This is a genomic window from Providencia sp. PROV269 (assembly GCF_028477785.1).
Lineage (GTDB): Bacteria > Pseudomonadota > Gammaproteobacteria > Enterobacterales > Enterobacteriaceae > Providencia > Providencia rettgeri.
Genome location: NZ_JAMPLV010000016.1, coordinates 195796 through 209184 on the forward strand (window position 1 = coordinate 195796; position 13389 = coordinate 209184).

The 13389-nt window shown below is 41.7% G+C and carries 8 protein-coding genes; 4 read left to right on the forward strand and 4 right to left on the reverse strand.

What is annotated here, in order from left to right:
* Positions 1-187 precede the first annotated feature (187 nt).
* Complete coding sequence (gene rpmE / locus PR683_RS17020) at positions 188-403, forward strand: 50S ribosomal protein L31 (RefSeq protein WP_004265313.1); 216 nt, start codon at positions 188-190, stop codon at positions 401-403.
* 263 nt (positions 404-666) lie between these two features.
* Here the strand turns inward: rpmE and metJ are convergent, their stop codons facing one another.
* Complete coding sequence (gene metJ, locus PR683_RS17025; protein WP_004265315.1) at positions 667-984, reverse strand: met regulon transcriptional regulator MetJ; 318 nt, start codon at positions 982-984, stop codon at positions 667-669.
* Between the two features lie 315 nt (positions 985-1299).
* Between metJ and metB the strand changes: the two genes are divergently transcribed.
* The 3 genes from metB (at position 1300) to ppc (ending at position 7956) form a co-directional block, all read left to right on the forward strand.
* Positions 1300-2460, forward strand: coding sequence for a cystathionine gamma-synthase (gene metB, locus PR683_RS17030; RefSeq protein WP_109912969.1), 1161 nt, complete (start codon positions 1300-1302; stop codon positions 2458-2460).
* Between the two features lie 11 nt (positions 2461-2471).
* Complete coding sequence (locus PR683_RS17035; RefSeq protein WP_004907068.1) at positions 2472-4913, forward strand: bifunctional aspartate kinase/homoserine dehydrogenase II; 2442 nt, start codon at positions 2472-2474, stop codon at positions 4911-4913.
* A 403-nt stretch (positions 4914-5316) separates the two neighbouring features.
* Positions 5317-7956, forward strand: coding sequence for a phosphoenolpyruvate carboxylase (gene ppc / locus PR683_RS17040; RefSeq protein ID WP_109912971.1), 2640 nt, complete (start codon positions 5317-5319; stop codon positions 7954-7956).
* Between the two features lie 72 nt (positions 7957-8028).
* On the opposite strand, the gene gadC is transcribed toward ppc, so the two are convergent.
* From gadC to PR683_RS17055, 3 genes are all read right to left on the reverse strand, one after another.
* On the reverse strand, positions 8029-9579 hold the full coding sequence (gene gadC, locus PR683_RS17045; protein WP_123382727.1) for a glutamate:gamma-aminobutyrate antiporter: 1551 nt from the start codon (positions 9577-9579) through the stop codon (positions 8029-8031).
* A 112-nt stretch (positions 9580-9691) separates the two neighbouring features.
* Entirely contained in the window at positions 9692-11092 is a 1401-nt protein-coding gene (locus PR683_RS17050; protein ID WP_004907076.1) for a glutamate decarboxylase, read from the reverse strand.
* A gap of 851 nt (positions 11093-11943) precedes the next feature.
* Complete coding sequence (locus PR683_RS17055; RefSeq protein ID WP_272581918.1) at positions 11944-13356, reverse strand: hypothetical protein; 1413 nt, start codon at positions 13354-13356, stop codon at positions 11944-11946.
* Positions 13357-13389 lie beyond the last annotated feature (33 nt).

Consider the following 13389-nt stretch of genomic DNA (forward strand, 5'->3'; position numbering starts at 1 on the left):
ATGCGAGCGATTGTTGACTAGAGTACCACAAAATTTACTCAGTTTTCATTGCGTGATAAACAGAATTTCTGTATGATCCGCCGCCTTTGGTATTTATTTTTACCAATATATTAAATTCAATCAACACGACGTGTGGTGTCCGGCGTTAGGGCTGGAATGGCGACACGGCCTTAATAGAGGTTCTCCCATGAAAAAAGGTATTCACCCTAAATACGAAGAAGTTACTGCAACTTGTTCTTGCGGTAATGTAATGAAAATTAATTCAACTGCTGGTCACTCGCTGAACCTGGACGTTTGTGGTAACTGCCACCCGTTCTATACTGGTAAACAGCGTGATGTTGCGACTGGTGGTCGTGTTGATCGCTTCAACCAACGTTTCAGCATCCCAGGTTCTAAAAAATAATCGAACTTGTGAAATGCGAAAAAAAGGGAAACTGAGTTTCCCTTTTTTAATGCCCAAAATAAGCGTTTTTATGTCTAAATGAAGAAATTAGAAGTGATAAACGACACTAAACATGATGTCATGACTGCGTACTTTGACTTTAGACTTGAGCGTATCGCCATTATAGTTATAGCTATCTTGAATAAAACATAAGGAAAGGCACTACGTCGCAAGGTTTGCGACGTAGTTAAAACTTTGAGGCACGTAATGGCGACTAATTAGGATTAATATTCCCACGTTTCAGGGTCGATACCTAATTCGCGCATGATTTCTTTTGCGGCTTCAGGGATCTCGTCATTACGTTCTTTACGCAAGTCTTCATCATTTGGCAGTGGTTGGCCTGTGAATGCATGCAAAAATGCTTCACACAGTAATTCACTGTTAGTGGCATGACGTAAGTTGTTGATCTGACGGCGAGTACGCTCATCAGTTAAAATTTTTAGTACCTTCAAAGGAATAGATACTGTAATTTTCTTTACTTGCTCACTCTTTTTGCCATGTTCAGCATACGGACTGACATACTCACCATTCCATTCAGCCATGGGTTACCTTGGATATTTTCAGTAATAATTAAAAATAATATACATATTCTTTTTAATAGGAACTTATTCTAAGCTCTAAATCGAGAATATCTGCATATATGTTCGATGAGGATTCACTTATTTTAATACAGAATAATGTTTAAAATTAACAAGTTAAATCCACTTATGCGATTGACTATCAATTTACACATAATTATTAAGGCTGATTATTCCATTACTTGATATAAACGTAAAGAGGTTTAGACGTCTAGATATGTTGACGTCTAAACATCCGATGGGTATGATTTGGCCTATCACTGTTCAGGAGAAGCGTTTATGACTTACAAGCCGTCAACCATCGCAATTCATAATGGATTAAATGATGACCAACAATTTGGTTGTGTTGTGCCTCCCATTTATTTGTCTAGCACCTATAACTTCACTGATTTTAATGAGCCTCGCGCACATGACTACTCACGCCGTGGAAATCCAGGTCGCGATATTGTGCAAAAAACATTGGCACAGCTTGAGGGGGGGAGCGGCGCAGTAATGACCAACAGTGGGATGTCAGCGCTTCATTTACTCTGTACTGTTTTTTTACAGCCCGGTGATCTATTAGTTGCACCTCATGATTGTTATGGTGGAAGTTATCGGTTATTTAATAGCCAAAGTCAGCGTGGGGCTTACCAAGTGCAATTTGTCGATCAAAGTGATGAATCTGCATTACGAGCTGCGCTCGCTAAAAAACCTAAATTAGTCTTAATTGAAACACCCAGTAACCCATTATTAAGAATTTTTGATATACAGCATATTGCGCAATTAGCGCATGATGTTGGCGCGTTAGTGGTTGTCGACAATACATTTTTAAGCCCTATCCTCCAGCAACCACTGTCATTAGGGGCTGACTTTGTTGTGCATTCATGTACAAAATACCTTAATGGTCATTCAGATATTGTGGCTGGTGTAGTGATTGCCAAAGAGGAAAAATGGGCAATAGAATTAGCGTGGTGGGCGAATAATATTGGTGTCACTGGGGGCGCTTTTGATAGCTACTTATTATTAAGAGGCATCCGAACTCTATCCCCTCGTGTGTTACAGCAACAGCAAAACGCACAAGAGATCGTAAAATATCTTAAATCGCAGCCTTTAGTGAAAAAATTGTATTATCCTGCATTGGAAGATCATCCTGGGCACGAAATAGCGCTGAAACAACAAAAAGGTTTTGGCGCCATGTTGAGTTTTGAATTTGCAGGTGATGAGTCACAACTTCGCCATTTTCTTCGCTCACTTAGCCTGTTTACATTGGCGGAGTCATTGGGTGGGGTGGAAACATTGATTTCCCATACTGCGACAATGACGCATGCAGGTATGTCAGCAGAAGCTCGTGCGCAAGCGGGGATTACAGATAGCTTGCTAAGAATTTCAGTGGGGATTGAAGATCCTCAGGATTTAATCACAGACTTAGATCACGCATTTCAGGTTGCGGGACAACGTTAGCGGAGTTTTTGATGAGTGTACTAACAGCGGTTGAGGTGGCTCCTTGTCACCGTCAGTTACATAAGTTTGGGGGCAGTAGTTTAGCCGATGCGAAGTGCTATCAACGCGTTGCAGCAATTATGGCGAACTATAGTCAACCTGGTGATTTAATGGTGGTTTCTGCCGCGGGTAGTACAACTAATCAGTTGATCAATTGGTTAAAATTAAGCCAAAGTGATCGTATTTCGGCTCATCAAGCTCAACAGTCGTTACGCCGCTATCAACTTGATTTAATTGAATCTCTTTTACCGGAACAAAAAGCCGTAGAATTAAGCCAATTATTTATTCACGATTTAGAGCGTTTAAGTGCGTTGTTGGATAAACCGACTAATGATGCGACTTATGCAGAAGTGGTAGGGCACGGTGAAATTTGGTCTGCGCGCCTTATGGCTGAGGTGCTTGCACAGGCCGGCATGACGAGTGCTTGGTTAGATGCGCGTTTATTTTTACGCGCTGAGCGTGCGGCACAACCGCAGGTCGATGAAACACAATCGCGTTATTTATTGCAACAACAGTTAACTCAGTTACCGAACCGACGTATTGTCGTGACAGGTTTTATTTCGCGTAATCAGCAAGGTGAGACGGTACTGCTTGGGCGTAATGGGAGTGACTATTCCGCAACACAAGTCGGTGCACTGGCAGATGTGGGAAAAGTAACGATTTGGAGTGATGTCGCTGGAGTATATAGCGCTGACCCTCGTAAAGTGAAAGATGCCTGTTTATTGCCCTTATTGCGCCTAGATGAAGCCAGTGAATTGGCGCGCTTAGCGGCTCCTGTTTTACATACACGCACTTTACAACCCGTTTCCGTGAGCAATATTGATTTGCAATTAAGGTGTAGCTATCAACCGGAGCAGGGTTCAACAAAAATTGAACGGGTACTTGCGTCAGGAGCAGGGGCAAAAATCGTGACTAGCCATGATGATGTGTGCTTAATTGAATTGCGCATCGCTGCTGGCCGTGATTTTAAACAAATCTGCAAAGATGTGGATTTATTACTTAAGCGTGCTCAATTGCGTCCTTTGGCGCGTGGTATTCATCATGACCGCTCTTTGCTGCAATTATGTTATACCTCTGAAATTGTCGAAAGTGCCTTAAATACCCTTGAAGAAGCCGGGTTGCCGGGGTCATTATCATTACGTGAAGGTTTTTCTTTGGTTGCGCTAGTCGGTGCAGGTGTGTGTAAAAAGCCATTACATAGCCACCGTTTTTATGAGGAATTAAAAGGGCAGCCTGTTGAATTTATTTGGCATTCAGAGGATGCCATCAGCTTAGTCGCTGTTTTGCGTTCTAACCAAACAGAGCACTTAATTCAAGGGATGCACCAGAGCTTATTCCGTGCAGAAAAACGCATTGGTTTAGTGTTATTTGGTAAAGGGAATATTGGCGCGCGTTGGTTAGAACTTTTTGCTGCGGAGCAATACAAGATTTCGGCACGTAGCGACTTTGATTTTGTCTTAGCTGGTGTAGTAGACAGCCGCCGTAGTTTGCTGAATTACCAAGGGATTGACCCCAGCCGTGCGCTGGCTTTCTTTGATGACGAAGCCGTAGAGCATGAGGACGATAGCCTATTTTTATGGATGCGTTCCCATCCTTATGATGATTTAGTGGTATTAGATGTCACCGCAAGTGAGACACTGGCAGATAACTATGTGGATTTTGCGAGTTATGGTTTTCATGTGATCAGTGCAAATAAAATTGCAGGGGCAGCGCAAACGGCACAATATCGTCAAATACGCGATGCGTTTTCGAAAACAGGTCGTCACTGGCTATACAACGCAACAGTAGGTGCAGGGTTACCGATTAACTATACGGTACGGGACTTAAAAGAAAGTGGTGATTCGATCCTGGCTATCAGTGGTATTTTTTCTGGAACGCTATCATGGCTATTTTTACAGTTTGACGGTTCTATCCCATTTAGCGAGCTAGTAGAGCAAGCTTGGCAGCAAGGGTTAACTGAACCAGATCCACGCATTGATTTATCAGGGCAAGATGTCATGCGAAAATTAATTATTTTAGCCCGTGAAGCAGGTTATGACATCGAACCCGATGATGTGAGAGTGGAATCTTTAGTACCGAAACAGGCTCAGACGGGTTCACTCGATGAGTTCTTTGAAAATAGCGCCATTATTAATGAGCAGATGCAGCAACGTTTAGAAGCGGCGCAAGAACTAGGGTTAGTGCTACGCTATGTGGCACGGTTTGATGCAGTAAAAGGCAAAGCGAAAGTCGGTGTGGAAGCCGTGAAACCGGAACATCCGCTGGCCTCATTATTACCGGGTGACAATGTGTTTGCTATCGAGAGCCGTTGGTATCGAGACAACCCATTGGTGATCCGTGGGCCAGGAGCCGGGCGCGATGTGACCGCTGGCGCTATTCAGTCGGATCTCAACCGGCTCTCTCAACTTTTATAATCATTTTTCAGGTGTATTGGTGTTCTTGGTGGTATTGAGGGCACCGATGCATTATGAATATTTTTAATTTACCCCTTCATTTTCTGTTTTTTATTCTAATGATTTAATTCTTAAACATTATTCATGTCTTAAAAGTGCTGAATCGACGATATATTGCGCTGAAACAATACTTAAATAAGAAAAATTAATAAAAATAAGGCTGTAATTAAATTTCAGAAAAATCCCCCAAAGTCATTTTTTTCTGATATGAATATACACTGAAGGGTAAATTTAGCGGCCTGCATCACAAAACGACAACTCTAACGCAGCCGACTGAAATTTTGTTACAGGAAACTGGGTGCAGTCTGTTAACCGTGAACCGTGCGGGAATGCATTCTGCCAGAAGCACAAGGTCAGGAGTCTCATGAATCAGCAATATTCCGCAATGCGCAGTAATGTCAGTATGCTGGGTAAGCTACTCGGCGATACCATCAAGGAAGCCTTAGGTGAGGACATACTCGACAAAGTTGAGTCCATTCGTAAGCTTTCCAAATCTTCCCGTGCAGGTAATGAAGTTCAGCGCCAAAAACTGCTGATGACATTACAAAATCTTTCTAATGATGAATTGCTACCCGTTGCAAGGGCATTTAACCAATTCTTAAACCTGACAAACGTTGCTGAGCAATATCACAGCATTTCGCCTCACGGTGAAGCGGCAAGTAATCCAGTGGCATTGAAAAATCTGTTTAGCCGATTAAAAGGCAAAAACTTCACGGATGGCGATATTCAAAAAGCGGTTGAACAGCTTTCAATTGAGCTAGTTTTAACGGCTCACCCAACGGAAATTGCCCGCCGTACGTTGATCCATAAACTGGTTGAGGTAAACAACTGCTTATCACAACTCGACCATGATGATATTGCAGATTATGAACGTAATAATATCATGCGCCGCTTACGCCAATTAGTGGCGCAATCATGGCATACCGATGAAATTCGTAAAATTCGCCCAACGCCCATTGATGAAGCGAAATGGGGATTTGCCGTTGTTGAAAATTCATTGTGGGAAGGGGTGCCCGCTTTCTTACGTGAATTTAATGAACAGTTGGAAGATTCAATCGGCGCGGTATTACCCGTTGAAGCGAATCCAATCCGCTTTACCTCATGGATGGGAGGCGACCGTGATGGCAACCCGAACGTGACTGCGGATGTGACTCGTCAGGTGCTATTACTGAGCCGCTGGAAAGCGGCGGACTTATTCCTCAAAGATATTCAAGTGTTGGTTTCAGAGCTTTCAATGACAGAAGCAACCCCAGAGCTGCGTGCGCTAGCAGGGGGAGATGACGTTGATGAGCCTTATCGCCAAATTGCGAAAAATTTACGTAGTCAATTATTCTCGACATTAGAGTATTTAGAGCGCCGTGTTAAAGGCGAGCAAGTTTTACCACCAGCAGACTTATTGGTAGACAACGCCCAGTTATGGGACCCGCTATATGCATGTTATCAATCATTAATTGCCTGCAATATGAAAATCATTGCGAATGGTCAGTTGTTGGATACTCTGCGCCGTATTCGTAGCTTTGGTTTGCAACTGGTACGTATTGATGTCCGCCAAGAAAGCACTCGTCACACCGAAGCCATTGCAGAGCTAACTCAGTATTTAGGGTTGGGTGATTACTCACAGTGGTCAGAAGAGGAAAAACAACAATTCTTGCTGGCAGAGCTACAATCGTTACGCCCATTGATCCCTCAAGACTGGCAACCGAGCGCAGAAACACAGGAAGTATTTGAAACTTGCCGTGTGATTGCGAAAGCCAAAAATGATTCTATCGCAGCTTATGTTATTTCAATGGCGAAAGTTCCGTCAGACGTGTTGGCGGTAAAATTGTTGCTGAAAGAGAATGGAGCATCAGTCCGTTTGCCAGTAGCGCCACTATTTGAAACACTGGAAGATTTAAACAACGCTGAAAGCGTGATGACCAAGCTTTTAAGCATTGAGTGGTATCGCGACCTTATTGATGACCGCCAAATGGTGATGATTGGTTACTCCGATTCGGCTAAAGATGCAGGGGTAATGGCGGCGTCATGGGCGCAATATCGTGCACAAGATGCACTCATTAAGTTGTGTGAGAAAGAAGGTGTCACACTGACATTATTCCATGGGCGTGGCGGTACAATTGGCCGCGGCGGTGCACCTGCACATTCAGCATTACTTTCTCAACCACCAGGTAGTTTAAAAGGTGGGCTGCGGGTAACAGAACAAGGCGAAATGATCCGTTTTAAATTCGGCTTGCCACAAGTCACGATTAGCAGCCTTGCCTTATACGCGAGTGCAATATTAGAAGCGAATCTTTTACCACCACCAGAGCCAAAAGATGAGTGGAAGTCCGTGATGGATTCACTATCTGATGTGTCTTGCGCGATGTACCGTGATTATGTGCGTGAACAACCGGATTTTGTCCCTTATTTCCGCGCTGCGACGCCTGAACTAGAGTTAGGTAAATTACCGCTTGGGTCACGTCCTGCAAAACGTAGACCAACGGGTGGCGTGGAAACGTTGCGTGCTATTCCATGGATCTTTGCATGGACGCAGAACCGTTTAATGCTTCCCGCATGGCTAGGCGCTGGTGCAGCACTGAAACATGTCATTGAGAAAGAAGGCAAACAAGCTGTTCTTGATGAAATGTGGCAGCAGTGGCCATTCTTTAATACACGTATTGCGATGTTAGAAATGGTTTATGCAAAAGCAGACTTATGGCTGGCAGAATATTATGACCACCGCTTAGTGGAAGAGCGCTTATGGCCATTAGGGCAAAAACTACGTGACCAGTTGTCTGAGGATATTAAAAGCGTATTGGCGGTTTCGAAAGACGAAGCGCTAATGGCGGATTTACCTTGGATAGCAGAATCTATCGCGTTACGTAATGTCTATACCGACCCATTAAACGTCTTACAAGCAGAGCTTTTACATCGTTCTCGCCAACAAGAGCACCCAGACCCACGTGTCGAGCAAGCCTTGATGGTAACGATTGCAGGGGTTGCTGCAGGTATGCGTAATACGGGTTAGTTTGTTGATTTTTAAAATACTTGAATAATATGAGGGCTACCAAATGGTAGCCCTCATTATTTTTACAGGGTATTACGAATTGGATGAGCCATCATCTGGTTTATCATGATGAATCAAGTGATATGTAGAGCGAGCTCGAGGGTGAATAAAGAAATGGTTAGCTGGCGCATTGTGCGTTTTGATATGCACCATCGCGACATTCGTTTTTTTACCTTGTTTGTTATGGAAAGCATAAATCACAAAGGGAAGTAAGAAAATAATCACAAAGCTAACCGTAAGTAATGTCACATAGGTATTATCACTCGCCCCCTCAGGTAAAGAGCTCGGTGGGAAGAATGAAACAATAAAGGCTAAGATAGAAATAATGAAGCCAACTAATGCGACGAGAACTTTAACGCCTTTTCCTCCGGGAATATTAAATGCACGTTTTTTCTCTGGTTGCTTGCACACTAAATGCATGTAACCGAGAAATAGCATGAAATAGCTACATAAATAGATAACTACGGTTAAGGCGAGCGCAATAAGGAATGACATATTGCCACCGCCCCCAGTATTGGTGAGGACAATAATTGCCACTGTTGTGATCAGTAATTGAGAAATCACCAGTGTTACCGGCACGCCATTTTTATTCACCTTGGCAAAGCTTTGCGGCAGAATGCCTTTCTGTGCCGCGACATACATACCGCGGGATGGCCCCACAATCCAAGAAGCAATCTCAGCCAGCACACCAAGTAATAATAATGCAGCAATAATTCTTACGGCCCATTCAAGGGAGGAATTAAAGTGTGTGACAAGCACATTGAATGTCTGTACTACGCCAGCAGATAAATTAATTTCACTGTTTGGGATCACAGCTGCCACCGATAACCCACCAATTGAGCTTAAACAAATTGCCGCTATCATCAGTAAAAACATCGCTGCGGGGTAATCTCGGCCGGGGTTTTTCATCTCATTGACGTGGGTTGCGGATGCCTCAACACCCATATAACTCAAAATAAAGGCAACAAATACCACTAGTGTGCCAATTTTGGTGAAATCAGGAATAAAAGTTTCAGTACTAATTTCAATTGCTAATGGTGAGCCGCTAACTAAATAGCTGATCGCTAAAAAGACTAAAATTAGAGCTGGGAGCAAAATACCTGCGAAGAAACCGATTTTTGCAATGGTTGCCGTGTATTTGGTTCCACCAAATTGAGTGAAAGCCAATACCCAGAGAATAACAAGCGCCCCTATCGTTTTAGTGATTGGGTCTGTATTAAGTTCTGGCCAATTTAAAATATAAGACAGTGCCCCTAAGACGAAATACAGCATAGGAATAAAGCCAATTGCTATTTGTAAATAACCAAATGAAATGGCGGCAAATCCCCAGCGTTCGCCTAATGTGTTAGAAACCCATGCAAATACACCACCTTCCTCCCAACCTTCTACGGTTGCCATTTCTGCGGCACACAAGGCGACAGGAATAAACCACAATAATCCTCCCAATAGCAGGAAAAATACGAGGCTAAAGCCAGATGTCGCAAATGTTGGATATTCATAAACGGCCATCACCATCGATGCGGTAATGGCAAAAAAGCCGAGTAATGTGAGCTGTTTTGCGGCTGGAGCTGTCGTTGTTGTCATACGAGTTCTCCTCAAATCGATAAACAATCAGCCTTTGCTGGGCGGATCTCAGTAGGAGCCAAAGAACCTAAAGCTCTTTGGCTCGTTAACAACGCAATCATGAATAAAAGAATTAACTATGATTAAAGCCGCCGCCTTCTTCTTCCGTTAGCGGTTGATTGACGGGGTGCTTATCGAAATATTCTAAAGTACGTTTGAAGTCATCAATCAGTAATGCCGCTAAATCTAAACTAACACCATGACGTACTAGAATACGTTGAATAACAAGGTCTTCACGGTTTGCTGGCATGGAATAGGCGGGAACTTGCCAGCCGCGACTACGCAGTTTGTCTGCGATGTCATAGAGGGAATATTTGCTGGTGGTTGTGCCTTCTTTTAGTTTCCAGGCTAATGCCGGGATACCCGTTTGGCTATCACCATCAAAAATCATTTCAAATGGCCCTAATTTTTCAATTTCACGGCTGAGATATTGTGCGGTTGCGTAGCAAGCGTTGTGGATTTTTGCATAGCCTTCGCGACCTAGTCTCAAGAAATTATAATATTGAGCAATGATTTGGCCACCAGGACGAGAGAAATTGAGTGCGAATGTTGGCATGTTGCCACCTAAATAATTCACATTAAAAATCAATTCTTCTGGGAGATCTTTGGCTTCACGCCAAATTACCCAGCCAGCGCCTAATGGGGCTAAACCAAATTTATGGCCGGATGCATTAATGGATTTTACGCGTGGTAAGCGGAAATCCCATTCTAAGTCTGGCGCACAGAATGGGGCTAAGAACCCGCCACTCGCACCATCCACATGGATAGGGATATCCAATCCAGTCTCTTTTTGCAGTTTATCGAGCGCATCATGTACGGCTTTGACAGGCTCATATTGGCAGGTAAATGTCACCCCAAGCGTTGGAACCACACCAATGGTATTTTCATCGACGCGTTTGAGCACTTCTTCCGGTGTCATGATAAGGCGGTCGCCTTCAAGTGGAATCTCTCTGAGTTCAACATCGAAATAACGGGCAAATTTGTGCCAACAGATTTGAACTGGGCCACAAATTAAGTTGGGTTTATCAGTCGGTTTCCCTTTAGCGGCTTGTTTTTTGCGCCATTGCCATTTTAACGCGAGCCCACCAAGCATTGCAGCTTCTGAGGACCCGATAGTTGAACAACCAAGGGTATTTTCTGCATCTGGTGAATTCCATAAATCTGCTAACATATGTACACAGCGGTTTTCAATTTCAGCCGTTTGTGGATATTCATCTTTGTCTATCATGTTTTTGTCGATAGACAAATCCATCAAATCACGAATTTCATCATCTACCCATGTCTGGCAGAATGTCGCTAAGTTTTGGCGTGAATTCCCATCTAACATTAATTCATCGCGTACTGCACTAAATACATTACGTGGTGCTTGTTCTTTCAATGGAAATTTGGTTTTTGGTAATGATTTGGATAATTCTAATGATGCGTAGACATCATCCATTCCATTGTGTTTTGAATTTAATGCATTATTACTCATTTCTTAATTCCTCAATAACCATGTGGTAATTAAATAGTATTAATTTTGAGCTCAATATTAAATATACGCTGACTTTTGAAAAATTCAAAAGCGTTCAAATAAAAAAGATAATTTAATGAAAAATGTCATAATTAGAAAGTAATAGTGGAGTGAATGATGGTTTGCGATTGTTTTTTTGATAGATAATTTTATCAAAGGGTGATTTGTGTTTATAAGATGATACTAAAAACTGCATAATTTAACTGAATTATTACATTTTTATGGTTTTTATTTCTATGAATTTAGCTTTTTAGCTATTTTTATTTGATTTTGCATGGGGCGATAATTGTAGGAGAAATACATGATTATTTGTGGGGATTTAATATTTCAGTAATGTTAAATTCTGTGGTTGATATTTAAGCTATAATTTTCATTATATTAAAAATTAATTTATACCATTAACCGTTAAATATATTTATTGCGGTAAGATAAACTTGAATATAGAAGATAATAACACTGGTTTTATTATGGATATGTGGGTCGGAAAACTAATCAGTTTCGATATCACGTCAATGTATTTTTGTAAAAAATAGAAGCTCTTTTGTAAACAATAAATATAAATAGCCAGTTCCGGATAATTGATGATCTTTATTTTTAAGCTAACTAAAGTAGTGCTAGCTAACCAATAGCATATCACGAGCGACAAATCACATATGCTTTCTGAGCGGCTTGTAGGCACAATGAACGAAACAGATTCATGTATTGGATTTATTTCAATATAGATAGGAACCGCCATATACGGAGCCGTACATACATTGGTGTGAAAGGATGGCGGAGTGATCCCGCCTTCTGCTCGATTAGTGACTTGCTTTCTACTGATCCCATCTTTTCCATTCTTTTTTTGGCGTGATGAACTCACGAATTTCACCATTGGCTTTTAAGCTAGCAATTTTCTTATTAGTTGCCTCTTCTTGAGCTAATTGTTCTGGAGTCGGTGGAATATACTGGGTTGCATTTAAATAGGAAGCCCTAGTGCCGCCATTAAGTTTGTAACCACTGATTTTAGAAACCATAGTATCTTTGGTTCCATGTTGTTCTGCATACTTGATTAAGCCATCAGCAACTCCCTCTTTCCATGGTTGCATGTCGTAGTAAGGCACGGCGTTTTTTAAGGATAAATACTCACTAAGTGACTGATCACCGCTCATCATGCCGGAATCAGCCAAGCACATGAAATCCTCAAAAATATTTTTGGGGAGGGATTCAGTTACAACAATATTAATTTGTCGGTTTCCAGTACCTTTAAGCTCAAAAAGTTTTTCTAATTTCCCTTGTTCTGTATCTGCAAGATATAATTGTGCTTTTGAAAATAACATTGGCGAACCAAATTTCCCTGCTTCTTTTTTTGTCAGTATTTCTTGTATGGCTGAGGAAACAGTTTCTTTACCGTCAAAGTAGTGTTTTGTATGCCTAACAAATTCTTCTATATTGAAATTATCACGATAGCAATTGGCTAGCTGGCGTATCACAATAATAAAATTTGTATCTTTATTATCATGCTGTGTCTCTATAAGTTTATTAGTTATGAACAATTGTGCACTGTGCATGGGGAGCTTGGCTTGCCGGTACACAGGTTCAGCACTGAGATAGGCTAAATAGTGGTGGGTATCTTTTGCTAACGATAAATTATAACTATCCATTAAGTTGGATAACTCATATCTGAAACGGTGTTTAATATTATCTATCTGTTTCTGTTCTGTTGCTAAATAACCTATCCCATTATTTAACCCTAAGTTATAAGCGTGGATATTTTTAAACCCATTATGATATAGGTGCTTTATACATTCTCGTAGTTTACTGTCTTGAGGAAGGACATCCATTTCATCAAGGATCATTACTTTTTGTTTGTTAAAATCAAGATATTGACATAGCCGCGTGATGCAAAACTCAATTTGTTGAGATTCCAGTGTGCTAATCGGAGTAATAATAAGTAATGGATTTCTCAATTGGTCAATTGAATTAAAAGTGGGGTCATTTAACGACAAATTACGACAGTCCATTTTTGCAATATCGTCAGCATTCATTGAAATTATGGATACTCTGCAGCCATCATTTAATGCAATGTTTGCGATTTTATTACCCAGTGCTTTATCCCCACCTCCATTCATATAGGGATTAATAATCACGACATCCCGTTGTTCAAATGATCCAGTAGGGAATGCGGCTGTTTTAATCGAGGTGGATGGTGAAGTATTCACCGAAGAGATATTGGACTCAACTTTCATATTTAATACTCATTGTTGGAATTTTTCGGTTTC

What these genes read in the sequence shown, in the direction of transcription:
- rpmE (WP_004265313.1), top strand. Translation starts at nt 188, where the DNA reads ATGAAAAAAGGTATTCACCCTAAATACGAAGAAGTTACTGCAACTTGT.
- metJ (WP_004265315.1), bottom strand. Translation starts at nt 984, where the DNA reads ATGGCTGAATGGAATGGTGAGTATGTCAGTCCGTATGCTGAACATGGC.
- metB (WP_109912969.1), top strand. Translation starts at nt 1,300, where the DNA reads ATGACTTACAAGCCGTCAACCATCGCAATTCATAATGGATTAAATGAT.
- PR683_RS17035 (WP_004907068.1), top strand. Translation starts at nt 2,472, where the DNA reads ATGAGTGTACTAACAGCGGTTGAGGTGGCTCCTTGTCACCGTCAGTTA.
- ppc (WP_109912971.1), top strand. Translation starts at nt 5,317, where the DNA reads ATGAATCAGCAATATTCCGCAATGCGCAGTAATGTCAGTATGCTGGGT.
- gadC (WP_123382727.1), bottom strand. Translation starts at nt 9,579, where the DNA reads ATGACAACAACGACAGCTCCAGCCGCAAAACAGCTCACATTACTCGGC.
- PR683_RS17050 (WP_004907076.1), bottom strand. Translation starts at nt 11,092, where the DNA reads ATGAGTAATAATGCATTAAATTCAAAACACAATGGAATGGATGATGTC.
- PR683_RS17055 (WP_272581918.1), bottom strand. Translation starts at nt 13,356, where the DNA reads ATGAAAGTTGAGTCCAATATCTCTTCGGTGAATACTTCACCATCCACC.